At 69.4% G+C, this 13556-nt stretch carries 13 protein-coding genes; 9 read left to right on the top strand and 4 right to left on the bottom strand.

The features are described from left to right. Window positions 1-21: 21 nt before the first annotated feature. Window positions 22-1089 carry an oxygenase MpaB family protein gene (locus ASD30_RS24655; RefSeq protein ID WP_056688633.1) on the bottom strand — a complete coding sequence of 356 codons (1068 nt, stop codon included), beginning with the start codon at window positions 1087-1089 and terminating at the stop codon, window positions 22-24. Between the two features lie 106 nt (window positions 1090-1195). Here ASD30_RS24655 and ASD30_RS24650 point away from each other — a divergent pair, with 106 nt between their 5' ends. The 8 genes from ASD30_RS24650 to ASD30_RS24615 all read left to right on the top strand — a co-directional run bounded on the left by ASD30_RS24650 (window position 1196) and on the right by ASD30_RS24615 (window position 8900). Then, window positions 1196-1813: a TetR/AcrR family transcriptional regulator gene (locus ASD30_RS24650; protein WP_056688630.1), complete on the top strand. Its 618-nt coding sequence runs from the start codon at window positions 1196-1198 to the stop codon at window positions 1811-1813. Between the two features lie 41 nt (window positions 1814-1854). Beyond that, window positions 1855-2199 carry a hypothetical protein gene (locus ASD30_RS24645; RefSeq protein WP_056688623.1) on the top strand — a complete coding sequence of 115 codons (345 nt, stop codon included), beginning with the start codon at window positions 1855-1857 and terminating at the stop codon, window positions 2197-2199. Window positions 2200-2266: 67 nt separating this feature from the next. Beyond that, window positions 2267-3178 (top strand): helix-turn-helix domain-containing protein, encoded by a 912-nt coding sequence (locus tag ASD30_RS24640; RefSeq protein ID WP_056688618.1) that lies wholly within the window; start codon window positions 2267-2269, stop codon window positions 3176-3178. A 106-nt stretch (window positions 3179-3284) separates the two neighbouring features. Continuing rightward, a complete protein-coding gene (locus ASD30_RS24635; protein ID WP_235532669.1) occupies window positions 3285-5156 on the top strand; it encodes a Na+/H+ antiporter in 1872 nt (623 codons plus the stop codon). 499 nt (window positions 5157-5655) lie between these two features. Next, window positions 5656-6117, top strand: a complete 462-nt coding sequence (locus ASD30_RS24630) for a DUF4395 domain-containing protein (protein WP_056688615.1) — start codon at window positions 5656-5658, stop codon at window positions 6115-6117. A 35-nt stretch (window positions 6118-6152) separates the two neighbouring features. After that, window positions 6153-7001, top strand: a complete 849-nt coding sequence (locus ASD30_RS24625) for a sulfurtransferase (RefSeq protein WP_056688612.1) — start codon at window positions 6153-6155, stop codon at window positions 6999-7001. A 72-nt stretch (window positions 7002-7073) separates the two neighbouring features. Then, entirely contained in the window at window positions 7074-7370 is a 297-nt protein-coding gene (locus tag ASD30_RS24620; RefSeq protein WP_056688609.1) for a DUF1416 domain-containing protein, read from the top strand. A gap of 186 nt (window positions 7371-7556) precedes the next feature. Next, complete coding sequence (locus ASD30_RS24615; RefSeq protein WP_235529964.1) at window positions 7557-8900, top strand: UDP-glucose dehydrogenase family protein; 1344 nt, start codon at window positions 7557-7559, stop codon at window positions 8898-8900. Window positions 8901-8982: 82 nt separating this feature from the next. Here ASD30_RS24615 and ASD30_RS24610 read toward each other — a convergent pair whose 3' ends face one another. Further along, window positions 8983-9840, bottom strand: coding sequence for a hypothetical protein (locus ASD30_RS24610; RefSeq protein WP_056688607.1), 858 nt, complete (start codon window positions 9838-9840; stop codon window positions 8983-8985). Between the two features lie 403 nt (window positions 9841-10243). Here ASD30_RS24610 and ASD30_RS24605 point away from each other — a divergent pair, with 403 nt between their 5' ends. After that, window positions 10244-11167 carry a hypothetical protein gene (locus ASD30_RS24605; RefSeq protein ID WP_056688604.1) on the top strand — a complete coding sequence of 308 codons (924 nt, stop codon included), beginning with the start codon at window positions 10244-10246 and terminating at the stop codon, window positions 11165-11167. Window positions 11168-11238: 71 nt separating this feature from the next. Here the strand turns inward: ASD30_RS24605 and ASD30_RS24600 are convergent, their stop codons facing one another. Together ASD30_RS24600 and ASD30_RS24595 are read right to left on the bottom strand one after the other, a co-directional pair. Continuing rightward, window positions 11239-12192 (bottom strand): UDP-glucuronic acid decarboxylase family protein, encoded by a 954-nt coding sequence (locus ASD30_RS24600; RefSeq protein ID WP_056688602.1) that lies wholly within the window; start codon window positions 12190-12192, stop codon window positions 11239-11241. Between the two features lie 13 nt (window positions 12193-12205). Further along, window positions 12206-13555, bottom strand: a complete 1350-nt coding sequence (locus ASD30_RS24595; RefSeq protein WP_056688599.1) for a glycosyltransferase family 61 protein — start codon at window positions 13553-13555, stop codon at window positions 12206-12208. Window position 13556: the final 1 nt, after the last annotated feature.

The raw sequence follows: 13556 nt of genomic DNA, 5'->3' as shown, positions 1-13556 counted from the left end.
TCCTGTTCCGGGACGGCCCTGTCAGCCCAGCCGGCCGAGCATCTCCTGGGACTCGACGAGACCGGCGTCGGAGGGCGCGGCACCCTCGCCGAACACGCGCTGGTGCTGCTTGGTCCGCCACTCGAGGTGCGCCTCGCGGGGTCGGTCGTAGCCGTAGCGCTCGCGCGCCATCGCCGGTGTGACGACCTCCGGGTTCGTGGGTGGTACGCCGAGCAGGATCGGCGTCACCACGGGCACGGTGGCCGGGGAGAGCAGGCCGAGCACGGCGAGCTCGATCCTCGGATGCACCTGCACCAGCCACAGCGAGGCCTTCATGATCGGCAGCACGGCCACGTCGACCGCCCGCGACTGGCGCAGGCCGCCCATCTCGCGCATCCAGCGCGGCATGGTCGCGATCGTGGCCGCGCGGAGCACCGCGTTGACCGCCAGCATCCCCGGCCGGAGCAGCAGGGGCGCCGGAGGCAGCATCACCTTGGCGTTGAGCAGGTGGTGCATCGCCTGCTTCGCGATGTCGGAGCCGAGCAGCTGGGGCCGCATCCGCTCGTAGTAGGCGTGCAGCTCCTCGCGGTTGCGCGGGATGTCGGACTGGTCGCAGGTCTGCAGCTCGGCGGCGACCCTGCACTCGGCCCAGTACTGCTCCTCGTCCTCGGCGGAGAGCTTGCCGGGTCCGTACATCTCGTAGGCCTTGAGGATCGAGTGCCACGCGGTCAGGTGGATCCACAGCTGCGACTCGGGGTCGTTGGCGTCGTACCGGATGCCGGTGACCTCGTCGGTGCCGATCGCCTTGGAGTGGATCTTGACCAGCACGTCGGCGACCTGGGAGGTCGAGCGCGAGTCGCCGAACGCGACCATCGCGAAGTAGCGCAGGGTGCGGTCGTAGCGGGTGCGCGGTCGCTTGTAGATGTCGTGGGTCTTGTCGACGGCCGCGATCAGGGCGGGGTCGAGCTCCTCGACGACGACCGCGCGCTGGAAGCCCACGGTCAGGGACGAGGGGTAGCTCCACACCTTCCAGGTCACGGAGTCGGGGCCGAAGAACCCGTAGTCCTCGTGGGGTTCGACCTGCTTGGTCCTGCGCATCGCGATGGCCATTGCGGCCCTCCTTCTCGTGTCGCGCCGCTCTCGGTGCCGGCGCCATGACCTAATTACTACACACATGTAGTAATTTGTGAAGGGTCGTCCACCTAAGGTGTTTCCCATGTCGTCACAGACGCAGCGCCGTCGCCCGTACGCCGCACGCGTGCCGATCGAGGAGCGCCGGGAGCAGATCCTCGACGCCGCGATCCGCATCATCGTGCGCGACGGCTACGACCGGGTGTCGATCGACGCGATCGCCAAGGAGGCCGGCGTCACCCGGCCCGTGGTGTACGGCGCCTACGACGGGCTCGGGCCGCTGCTGCTCGCCCTGCTCGACCGCCAGCAGGTCCGTGCGATGGCCCAGCTGCTGGCTGCCCTGCCCGACGAGGCCGACCCCGACGACCTCGACGCGCTGATCGACGTGACGGTCGCCACCATGGTGCGACAGCTGCGCGAGGACCCGCTGACCTGGCAGCCGATCCTGCTTGCCGGCCACGGCACCCCCGACGCCGTGCGCTCCCGCATTGATGCCGACCGTGAGCTGGTGCGCCACCACGTCGCCGTGCTCGTCGACTCGGTCCTGCCCGGTTCGGACAGTGAGGTCCTGGCGCACGCGGTCCTCGCGATCCTCGAGCACTTCGGCCGGCTCGTCCTCGAGGACCCCGACCGCTTCGACACCGACCGACTCGTCGCTGCCGTGCGCTCGGTCCTCGACCCGTTGATCCGACCTGCTGGTTGAGCCGGCGGGTTGAACCGTCGCCATCGGGGAAGGAGGCGGTCATGAGTGAACCCTCAGAGCTGAGCCGCCAGGCCTCCGTGATCCCGTACGTCGACTTCCACACGGGCGCCACGCGGCTGCTGTCGCTGAACCTCACCACCGGCAACGGCATGGTGCATTCGAAGTACCGCCCGCTGGCCAGCATCGACGGCCGGCAGTACGTCGTCGTGTGGGGACTCGTGTCGTTCGAGATCCCGGCCGACCGCAACGTGCACGTCAGCGTCCACCTCGAGGGCGACATCATCGGACAGGCCGCGTCGCTGATCCTGCCACCCGGTGACGCGCAGGTGCGCTACACCTATGAGACGCACTACGGCAGCGGGATCGGCTCGCTGACCCCGGCCTGACGCCGGACCGAAACTGCGGCAAGGCCGATCAAGCGGCCGGTCGCACCTGCCGCAGAGGATGGGTGACATGACCGCAACCGACACCTTCGTGGACTTCGTCGACCACCTCACCGAGGCGCTCGACGACCACGAGGCGACGGGTGAGGAGCTGGCCGCCAGGCTGCACTTCTCCCGGTTCCACTTCGACCGGATGATCCGGTCCGTGGCCGGCGAACCACCCTCGGCCCTGCGCCGTCGAGTGCTCCTCGAGCGGGCGGCGTACCGCATGATCTCGACGAAGGCACCGCTGATCGACATCGCGGTCGAGGCCGGCTACGGCTCGCACGAGGCGTTCACCCGCGCCTTCGCGAAGGCGTACGGGACGACCCCGTCGGCCTGGCGCCGCAAGCCCGGTCACATCCAGATCGCCGCGCCCAGCGGCGTGCACTTCCACCCGCCGGCCAGCCTGCGCCTGCCGGCGAGAGACAAGGTGAGTTCGATGGATCTGTTGACGAAGATGGTGGAGCACCACGTCTGGCTGACCGGCGAGATGGTGCGACTGGCCGAGCGGCTCACCGACGAGCAGCTCGACCGACGGATCGGGCTGGACGTCGACGAGGACGAGCAGACCATCCGCGCGCTGCTCTCCCGGCTGATCGGCCAGATGGGCATGTGGAACGCGGCGATGGCCAACCGCGACTACGACTGGTCCCTCGAGGACCACGAGTCGCTGGCCTCGATGCGGTCCAGGCTCGCCGACGAGGGGCCGACGTACCTCGCCCACGTGCGCGACGTGGTGGCCGCCGGGCGTCTCGACGACACGTTCGTGGACGCGATCTGCGAGCAGCCCGAGGTGTTCACCTACGGCGGGATGATCGCGCACGTGCTGACCTTCGCCGCCCACCGCCGCACCCTCGTGGTGCTGGCCCTGGACAGCCACGGCATCAGCGAGCTCGGCTGGGGCGACCCGATGCTGTGGGTGGCCCAGCCGACCGCCTGACGTCGAGGCCCCACTTGTGCGGTGGTGTGGACGGTTCGCCCGCGGCATGACGCGTGTGGAGCGACCGTGACCCCCGCGTTGCTCGAGGTGGGGGCGGGGACGGGGGATGATGGCGCTCGTGGAGATCGCCTTTCAACTCATCGTGCTGGCCGTGGCCGTCCTGGCCCTGACCGGCCTGGCCCAACGCCTGGACTTCCCAGCCCCGATGCTGCTCATCGCGGCGGGCATCGCGGCCAGCTTCGTGCCCGTGGTCCCCGAAGTGCACCTCGACCACGACGTCGTGCTGCTGGGCCTGCTGCCACCACTGCTCTACAGCGCCGCGCTGTCGACCTCCCTGGTCGACTTCAACGCCAACCGCCGCTCGATCCTGTTGCTCTCGATCGGGCTGGTCATCTTCACCACGGCCGGCGTCGCGCTCGTCGTACACCTCCTGCTGCCGGGCGTCGGCTGGCCGGCCGCGATCGCGATCGGTGCCGTGGTGGCGCCGCCCGACGCGGTCGCCGCGACTGCCGTGGCCCGGCGCATCGGACTGCCCAGACGCGTGGTCACGATCCTCGAGGGCGAGTCGCTGCTCAACGACGCGACCGCGCTGGTCGCGTTGCGTACGGCGATCGCGGCGATGTCGGGCTCGGTCGCGTTGTACGACGTGGGCTGGGACTTCCTGCGCGCGGCGGTTGGTGGCGTCATCGTCGGACTGATCGCGTTCGTCGTGGTGGCCAAGGTCCGCAAGCTGATCACCGACTCGCTGCTCGACACCGGTGTGTCGCTGGTGACCCCGTTCGCGGCGTACCTCGCGGCGGAGCAGATCCACGCCAGCGGTGTGATCGCCGTGGTCGTGGCCGGCCTGCTGCTGGGCCATAAGGCGCCGGTGCTGCAGACCGCGCAGTCCCGCATCGCCGAGCGGATGAACTGGCGCACCCTCGCGTTCGTCCTGGAGAACACCGTCTTCCTGCTGATCGGCCTGCAAGGACGCTGGATCGTCGAGGACGTCGCCGACAGCGAGCTGTCCGCCGGCCGGATCGCCCTGATCTGCGGCCTGTCGCTGATCGCGGTGATGGCGCTCCGGATGGTCTGGGTCTTCCCACTGCGCTACCTGCTCACGTTGCCCAGCAGGGACAAGGTGGGCACGCACTGGACCAGCACGTTCGTGCTCGGCTGGGCCGGCATGCGCGGTGTCGTGACGCTGGCCGCGGCCTTCCTGATCCCCGAGCACACCGAGCACCGCGAGATCCTCCTGCTGATCGCCTTCACCGTCGTGGCCGGCACGCTCTTCCTCCAGGGGCTCTCGCTGCCGTGGGTGGCCCGCCGCCTCAAGGTGCCCTCGCCCGACCCGGCCGAGGAGGCGCTGGCCCGGGCGACCCTGCTCCACCAGGCCACCGCCGCGGGGCTCGAGGTCGTCGAGGACGTCGAGGACGACCCGCTCGGCGCGCTCGAGCTGATCAAGGCCCGCCTCGACCAGCGCAACTTCGCGGTGTGGGAGCAGCTCGGCAACCCCGACGGCGACCAGGAGACCCCGAGCCAGACGTATGCTCGACTGAGGCTCCAGATGATCGAGGCCGAGCGCACCAAGGTGCTCGAGGTGCGCAGCGGCGGGCAGGTGCCGCACAACGTCGTCCAGGAGGTGCTGTCCATGCTCGACATCGAGGAGTCCATGATCGACGTCGCGGTCGCCGACGGAGACCGGGTGCGGGCCACCCGCACCGAGGCGCGGGCGACCGGCGACCTCTGCGAGGACCTCACGCGCGACTTCGGTGACGTGTCCCCGGGTACGCCGGGCGAGTGCGCCGGCTGCCTGGAGGAGGGGACGTCGTGGGTGCACCTGCGGATGTGCCTGGACTGCGGGTACGTCGGCTGCTGCGACTCCTCACCCCGTCGTCATGCCTCGCTGCACTTCCAGGACACCGGCCACCGGGTGATGCGTTCCGTGGAGCCCGGGGAGTCGTGGCGCTGGTGCTTCGTGCACCACGTGACCGGCTGAGCTGCCCACCCTTCGAGCTGCCCGGGCGCCCCGTCCGGCCACCCGGACTTCGTCGGAAGTTTTCTTCGAGGAATTTCTCCGTTTCGGGTTGTCCGCTGGGCACGGGGCGCTATAGTTTTCAACGACGCGCCAACCGGGACCCGAGACCCGGTTGGCGCGTTCTGTATTTCCGGGAAGTTGCGGTCCGCCTCGTGCGCAGGACGCCGCAGCGAGTCTCATGATGTGGATGGAGTGTCCATTCCGCGAGATTCGGACTTCGCCCCCGATCGTGCCCCGCGTACTGTTGCCCGCATGTTCACGACCATGCTGACCAAGCGCCGCGCAGTGGATCACTGCCGCACGCGCTCGGCGCTGTGTCGAATGTCCTGACGGGACGCAATCTCCCGAGCTGAGCAGGCCTGGCCGATCACGGCCGTGTGCCGCCATGTCGCTCGCTCCTGCGTCCCGTGCCTAATGGCACAAAGTCGACTAAGATTCAGGACAATTCCTCAGGAGTGCAATGAGCCAGCAGATCGATCCGCGCGCACCGCAGTTCAACGCTGTGGTGACTGCGGTCGTGCTCGCCGTCGTGCTCCTGACCGCACCGAACGCCCTCGGCGTCGCGCTGCTCGGCGTACAGGCCGTGTTGTTCGCGATCGGTGCCGGCCTCGGAGTCCGGAAGACCCCTCACGCATGGGTGTTCCGCAACCTGATCCGCCCTCGACTGGCTGCCCCCCAAGAACTCGAGGACGCCGCACCTCCGCGCTTCGCCCAGGCCGTCGGCCTGGCGTTCGCGGCGGTCGGTCTCCTCGGATACCTCACCGGCGCCACGCTCGTGGGGGACATCGCGGTCGGCTTCGCGCTGGCCGCGGCACTGCTGAACGCGGTCTTCGCGTTCTGCCTCGGTTGCGAGATGTACCTCCTCGGACGGCGACTGCACGGGCGACTCGCCCGCCGCAGCGCCACGCCGGCAACCAACTGACACGCTGCACCCAACGGAAAAAGAGAGATAGCACTATGAGCCGCGAAGACACCCTTGTCTCCACCCAGTGGGCCGAGGACAACATCGACAACGACCAGGTCGTCCTCATCGAGGTCGACGAGGACACCACGTCCTACGACAAGGGCCACATCCGTGGCGCCATCAAGTTCGACTGGTCCGTCGACCTGCAGGACCAGGTCCGCCGCGACATCATCAACAAGGAGGGCTTCGAGGCCCTGCTCTCCAAGAACGGCGTCAGCAACGACCACACCGTGGTGCTGTACGGCGGCAACAACAACTGGTTCGCCGCCTACGCGTACTGGTACTTCAAGCTCTACGGCCACAACGACGTCAAGCTGATCGACGGTGGCCGCAAGAAGTGGGAGCTCGAGTCCCGCGAGCTCACCCAGGACGTGCCCGAGCGCACCGCCGCGACGTACACCGCGCAGGAGCTCGACACCACCAAGCGCGCCAACCGTGACGACGTCGTCGCCGCCATCGGCGCCAAGAACCTGGTCGACGTCCGCAGCCCCGACGAGTACGCCGGTCGCCTGCTCGCCCCGGCCCACCTCCCGCAGGAGCAGGCCCAGCGCGCCGGCCACCCGCCGACCGCCGCCAACATCCCGTGGAGCAAGGCGGCCAACGACGACGGCACCTTCAAGTCCAACGACGAGCTCACCAAGATCTACGAAGAGGCCGGCGTCGACTTCTCCAAGGACACCATCGCCTACTGCCGCATCGGTGAGCGCTCGTCGCACACCTGGGTCGTGCTGCACGAGCTGCTCGGCTACGAGAACACCCGCAACTACGACGGTTCCTGGGTCGAGTACGGCTCCCTCGTCGGCGTCCCGATCGTCCTCGGTGACGAGCGCGGCGAAGCCTGATCCCATCCCCGCTGGTTGAGGCGGTCGCCCCGCGACCGTCTCGAAACCAGGCCGAACCACGAAGGAAACAACATGTGCGGTGCAGTTGAAGGCGGCCTCTCCCTCGACGGGGTAGACGTCGCGAAGGAAGCAGTGGTCCAGGGCCAGGTCACCCGTGACGGTGAGCCGGTCGGCAACGCCTACGTGCGTCTGCTGGACAAGAGTGGCGAGTTCACCGCCGAGGTGCCGACCTCGGCGACCGGTCACTTCCGGTTCTTCGCCAACGACGGCGAGTGGACCCTGCGCACGCTGGCCGCCAAGGCCGACGTCGTGGACACGAAGGTGACCGCGGCCGTGGGCTCGGTGGCCGAGGTGGCCATCGCCATCTGATCCACCCCGCCCCTGTGGGTGTCAGCCGGCCCGTCGCGCTTCGTGCGCGGCGGGCCGATCTGCGTCGTACGGGCCCCGGTGGTCGAGGAGCGAGGAACCATCTCGAAACCCGTCCCCGTCGCAGGCCGTCACATTTCGGGCACCCCGTCGTTGATCCTCCGCAATGCTTCCACGAAGGGGATCGGCGTGACATCAGACCTGCGCATCGGCGTCATCGGTTGTGGCTACCTCGGTGCCACCACGGCGTCGTGCCTGGCCGCCCTGGGTTTCCACGTGATCGCCCAGGACATCAGCACCGAACGCATCGCCGCACTCTCTGCCGGACAGACCCCGTTCTTCGAGCCCGGCCTCGACGACCTGGTCGCCGAGGGCGTCGCCTCGGGTCGGCTCGAGTTCACCCACGACCTCGAGAAGGTCGCCGACCACGCCGATGCGATCTTCCTCTGCCTCGGCACTCCCCAGGTGCACGGCGAGCTGCAGGCCGACCTGAGCCAGTTCGAGTCCGCCTGCGCCTCGCTCTTCCCGCTGCTCACCAGGCCGGTCGTGGTGATCGGCAAGTCGACCACGCCCGTCGGGTCCGCAGCGCGGTTCCGTGAGGAGGCCCGGGCCCTGGCGCCGGCCGGCGACGCGCTCGAGCTGTGCTGGAACCCCGAGTTCCTCCAGGAGGGCAACGCGATCCGCAACACCCTCCACCCCGACCGCATCGTGATCGGGCTGCACCCCGACGACAGCCGCTCCGAGGCCGTCGTGCGCCGCATCTTCGCGACGCCGATCGCCGAGGACGGCGTACCCGTCATCACCACCGACCTCCAGACCGCCGAGCTCGTGAAGGCCAGCGCGAACGCCTTCCTGGCCACGAAGATCTCGTTCATCAACGCGATGTCCGAGGTCTGTACGGCGGCCGGCGGCGACGTGGTCACGCTCAGTGAGGCGCTGAGCCACGACGTACGCATCGGTGGCCGGTTCCTCCACCCGGGCCTCGGGTTCGGCGGCGGGTGCCTGCCCAAGGACATCCGCGCGTTCATGGCGCGCGCGTCCGAGATCGGCGTGCCCCACGCGCTCGGCTTCCTGCACGAGGTCGACATGATCAACCGCCGCTGCCGCGAGCACGTGGTGGCGCTGGCCGAGACCCTGCTCGACGGCGACGTGCGCGAGAAGCGGATCACCATCCTCGGCGCCGCGTTCAAGCCCGGCTCCGATGACATCCGCGACTCGCCTGCGCTCGACGTGGCCGGCCAGCTGCACCTGGCCGGGGCCGACGTCGTCGTCCACGACCCGCGCGCGATCGAGCCGGCCCGGCGCGAGCGTCCCAAGCTCGAGTACGCCGAGGACCTGGTGAAGGCCTGTCACGAGGCCGACCTCGTGATGCTGCTGACCGACTGGGCCGACTACGTCGAGCTCGACCCGGCCGAGCTGGTCGACATCGTGCGGCGCCCGGTGATCATCGACGCCCGGCACTGCCTCGACCCGGCCGCCTGGATCGCCGCGGGCTTCGACTACCGATCCCTGGGGCGCCACCAGTTCGCCTGAACCCAGACCAGCCTGGGCGCTGGCGGGCCGTCGGGGGGCCCGCCAGCGCACGGGTCTGCCCCGGTCCGATGCTCCGGACCGCTCAGTCGCAGAACGTGCCGGCCGCGGTCCAGCCGCCCAGGTTCTCGTCGTCGGTGCCGAGGATCCCCGCGGAGCCCTTGCAGGCGATTGCCTCGACCTTGTGGCCCGGATAGGTCCCGAGCGAGACGGGTGCCACGATCGCGAGCTGCGCGCGACCGGAGCCGAGCCTGACTGTTCCGACCGCGTATAGAGCCGTGTCGAAGGGGCCGTTGTTGCCGTTGTCGGAGGCGCTCGAGATCACGATGCGCCCGTCGGAGAGCACCCTGGTGTCACTGATCGGACGCACGTTGGTGGTCGGGAACGGCACCGAGACACTCGCCTGCGCCACGGCACCGAAGGCGCTGGTGGACGGGTTGAACGTGGCGGCGAACAACCTCCCCGGCGTCGTCGTCGAGCCACGGTTGGCCCATACGGCGACCGTCGTCGTGCCGAAGCGGGTGAGCGCGAACGACTCGTTCTCGACCCTGCCGGCCGGAAGGGTGAAGCTGCGGACGACCTTCAGCGTGGTTCCCGAGATCGTGATGATCCGCCCGGCGCCCGTGCTCGTGACCACCGCGTACCGGTTGGCCTGCGCGGGCACCGCATCGATGGCCTCCAGGTCGGACGGCGCGGTGCCCGGCCAGGTCAGGTTGGTGACGACATGGGCGTCGCTCAGCAGCGCCACCCGGTTCTGGCCACTGGTCTTGTTGTCGCGCACGATCACCCAGCCCGAGGCCGCGGGAGCGATGCCGCTGACCCCCTGCGTGATGCCGGTGCCGACCCGCGTCCAGGTCACGTCTCCGGACGCGCCCGCCGGGGAGAGGAGCAGGGCGACCGGAATCCAGGCGGCGACAGCCTTGCCCAGGAGTCTCACCCTCATGTCCGGAGCGTAGGTCGTGGCGTCGGTCCTCGGCCTCCCCAGAACGGGTCATCTTCGAGCCACCCACGCCGGCCGGTCGTGGACATCGAGAGTGACTTCTGTGTCGGGTTGCGGCCCGAGACTCGACGCAGAATTCACTCTCGGCGTCACCGCGGAGCTGGGCGGTCGCGTGCGGTCAGGCGGCGCCTGTGGATGACGGCGCGCGCGTTCGCTCCGGTTCCGGCACGCTCGAGACATGGACCTGCCACCCGATCCCCTTGCCGGGGTTCGACGCGTCCTCCCGCCCCCCAGGCTGGTGCGGCCGCGCCTGGTTGTGCCGATGAAGATCGACGCATCAGGTAGGGATGGGCCCACTCCGGGACAGGCGCGAGGACGCCGATGGAGACGAACGGGGCCCGGTCGCGTGCTGCCTGCCGATGCGGTCTTCGAGCAACCCGAACAGCGCATCATCGAGGCGGTCGCTCACCTGCCGCCGGGGTTCGCGGTCACCGGCTGGGCCAGTCTGCACCTGGCGGGCGCGCGCTACTTCGACGGCACAGTGCGGCCCGGCGTCGAGCTTCCGGTGCAGGTGATCACCCCGACGCAACGGGTGCACGGCAACGTCGCGTTCACGAGGGCGGCCGTGCACCCGTCCGAGATCGTCCTGCGACACGGGGTGCCGTGCACCGACGTGCACCGGGCCCTGACCGACGAGATCTGTGCGGCCATCGACGTACGCCGTGCCGTGGCCGACATCGACATGGTCCTCCACGCCGAGCTCACCTCACGCGCGAGATTCGCCACGTACCTGGCCGCCGTACCTCCGCGCCGTGGCATCCAGCAGGCTCGACGTGCCCTCGCCTTGGCGGTGGAAGGGGCGGAGTCTCGCCAGGAGACCGCAATGCGTCTGGTGTGGCAGGAGGACGCAGGACTGCCCCCTCCGCTGAGCAATCGCGACGTCTACGGCCCGGCAGGGCAGCACCTGGCCCGACCTGACCTGCTGGCGCCGGGGCTCGGCGTGGTCGGGGAGTACGACGGGCTGCATCACGCGCAGACCGCACGGCGCAGTCGTGACATTTCTCGTGAGACGCGGCTGCGTACCCACGGGCTCGAGTTCTTCAGCTTCGTCGCCGGTGAACTGCATGACCGACGAACTGCCGTACGACGCATGGTGGCAGCCGTGACCAGGGCGGGGAAGGCGCGTCTGCCGCAGACGTGGACCCTCGAGCCTCCGGACGGCGTACCGCCGCTCACGCTGGACGAACGCATCCGGGCCCGTGAGCTGGGCAGGGATGGGGAGCGGGTGACCAGGGAGATGCCGCGGTGGCCGTTCCCGCACCGAGAGTGAACTGTCTGTCGGGTCTGAGTCGCGGACCCGACATGAACTTCACTCTCGGCGGTCGAGGGACGCGAACCTTGTCAGCGGGTGACGTCGGGGTGGGTGCGGAACCACTCGATCGTGCGACGCAGGCCCTCCTCGGCGGAGATCTGCGGTTCCCAGCCCAGCTCGCGGGTGGCCAGGGTGATGTCGGGGCGGCGGACGGTCGGGTCGTCGACGGGCCGCTCGATGTGCACCGTCTCGGAGGACGACCCGACCAGCTTCACGATCCACTGGGCCAGGTCGAGCATCGAGATCTCGTGCGGGTTGCCGATGTTGACCGGCCCCGGGATCGACGCGCGGGTCAGCGCGAGGATGCCGTCGACCAGGTCGTCGACGTAGCAGATCGACCTCGTCTGGCTGCCGTCGCCGGCGAGCGTGATCGGCTCGCCACGCAACGACTGGCGCACGAAGTTGGGGATGGCGCGGCCGTCGTTCGGGCGCATCCGCGGGCCGAAGGTGTTGAAGATGCGCACGATGCCGGTGTTGGTGCCGTACGTCGTACGGAAGCCGGTCACCAGCGCCTCGGAGAACCGCTTCGCCTCGTCGTACACACTGCGCGGGCCGACCGGGTTGACGTAGCCCCAGTAGTCCTCGTGCTGGGGGTGGATCTGCGGGTCGCCATACACCTCGGACGTCGAGGCCATGATGAAGCGGGCGTCGTTCGCGCGGGCCAGCTCGAGGCCGTTCAGGGTGCCGAGCGAGCCGACCTTCAACGTCTCGATCGGGAACTCGAGGTAGTCGATCGGCGAGGCCGGTGAGGCGAAGTGCAGCACGACGTCGACCGGTCCCTCGACGGGGATGCCGTCGGAGACGTCGGCCTCGACCAGCGAGAACAGCGGGGTGCCCGACAGGTGCTCGACGTTCGACTCCGAGCCGGTGATGAAGTTGTCGACCGCGACGACCTCGTGTCCTTCCCCGACCAGCCGCTCACTCAGGTGCGACCCGAGGAATCCGGCGCCGCCCAGGACGACGACGCGCTGTTGGTTGCCCACTTCGATCTACTCCTCAACTACGACCGAGCAGAGCGCCCGGAAAGCTTGTGCCCGGCGACGGTGTTGCCGGTGACGCGGGGGCCGTTGCCAGCAGGGACTCCAGTGCGGCCGTGAAGTCGGCCACGGGGATGGTGATGTCGTCCTGTACGCCGCCCATCGGGTTGCCCTCGCGCACCGGGCGGGCAGACGTGCCGACCAGGAAGGCGTACGTCGACTCCGGGATGTTCGACGCGATCGCCCAGAAGCACTTGTTCAGGTAGCGCGGTGCGAACAGCTCGAGCACGCGCACGCCGGGCGAGCAGAAGTTCAGGTTGGTCAGCGCGGCACCGTGGGGCGCGACGATCACGGACGCGGCGGCGAAGTGGTCGATCTGCTCCTGCACGGACAGTGCGCCGCAGTCGATCTTCACGAAGCCCTGTCGCTCGAGGACCGCGAAGATCTCGTCCTCGTTGACCAGGCGCCGGGTGTTCCTCGCCGACCCACGCGTGATGTAGATGCGGTCGGGCAGCGTCGAGGCGGCGGCGCTCGGAGGCAGGTTCGTCGAGAGCCACCGCGTCGTCCACGGGGGCGCCATCGTGTCGGGGTTCGACATCGAGGGCACCAGCAACGTGTCGGGCCTCAGGGCCAGGTGCTTGGCCGGCTGCAGGGTCGAGACCGCGTCGAGGCCGAGCATGCCCAGCAGCTGCTCCTGGTAGCGCGAGCCGCGGCTGAGCAGGAAGTGGTCGGGCAGGTCCCCGGGCCGGGCCTCCTGGTGGACGCCCCAACGCGGGAGCAGGTCCATCACGAAGTGGTAGTAGTTGCCGCCCGTGCCGCGGGTGGCGAGTGACAGCAGCGACCCGTCGACCGGGGTGACCGGCGGCATCCGCCGGCGCAGGTAGATCGGGTGCTCCTGCCAGCCGTTGACGCCGTAGTACTCCGACGTCTCGTAGTCGAGCACACCCCGTGGTGTCACGTGTGCCGCGTAGTCACCGACGACGAGGCCGTTCTCGATCGTGAGGAGGAACCGGCGCGGTTCGTCGTACGACCCGAGGCCGCGCCAGAACCAGTGACCGGTCGGCTCGAGGCGTGGGGCCGGGCGCGCCGGCGCCAGGGGTTGTACGACGGCCGCCGGGTCGAGGCGGCACGTCTCGTCGACCGACTCGGTCCCGGTCCACGGCACGGCCCGCATCGACCTGTCGCCAGTTCCGATCGACCTGTCGTCAGTTTCAGGTGACCTGTCGCCAGTTTCGGCTCGGGCCACGAACTGGCGACGGGTCGGCACGAACTGGCGACGGGTCAGCGCGCCGACGCGACGGGTGGCGAAGCGGTGCGCGCGCTTGACCACCGGGAAGGCCGGCTCGAGCCAGTTGGGCAGTCGGGACACG

Origin of the sequence: Nocardioides sp. Root140 (genome assembly GCF_001426745.1) — a bacterium.
In the GTDB taxonomy this organism is placed as follows: Bacteria; Actinomycetota; Actinomycetes; order Propionibacteriales; family Nocardioidaceae; genus Nocardioides.
Note: the sequence above shows the minus strand (reverse complement) of the source record. Positions and strands in the feature narration are given on the sequence as shown.

Coding starts and splice junctions, on each gene's coding strand:
- ASD30_RS24655 (WP_056688633.1), bottom strand. CDS start 1,089: ATGGCCATCGCGATGCGCAGGACCAAGCAGGTCGAACCCCACGAGGAC.
- ASD30_RS24650 (WP_056688630.1), top strand. CDS start 1,196: ATGTCGTCACAGACGCAGCGCCGTCGCCCGTACGCCGCACGCGTGCCG.
- ASD30_RS24645 (WP_056688623.1), top strand. CDS start 1,855: ATGAGTGAACCCTCAGAGCTGAGCCGCCAGGCCTCCGTGATCCCGTAC.
- ASD30_RS24640 (WP_056688618.1), top strand. CDS start 2,267: ATGACCGCAACCGACACCTTCGTGGACTTCGTCGACCACCTCACCGAG.
- ASD30_RS24635 (WP_235532669.1), top strand. CDS start 3,285: ATGATGGCGCTCGTGGAGATCGCCTTTCAACTCATCGTGCTGGCCGTG.
- ASD30_RS24630 (WP_056688615.1), top strand. CDS start 5,656: ATGAGCCAGCAGATCGATCCGCGCGCACCGCAGTTCAACGCTGTGGTG.
- ASD30_RS24625 (WP_056688612.1), top strand. CDS start 6,153: ATGAGCCGCGAAGACACCCTTGTCTCCACCCAGTGGGCCGAGGACAAC.
- ASD30_RS24620 (WP_056688609.1), top strand. CDS start 7,074: ATGTGCGGTGCAGTTGAAGGCGGCCTCTCCCTCGACGGGGTAGACGTC.
- ASD30_RS24610 (WP_056688607.1), bottom strand. CDS start 9,840: ATGAGGGTGAGACTCCTGGGCAAGGCTGTCGCCGCCTGGATTCCGGTC.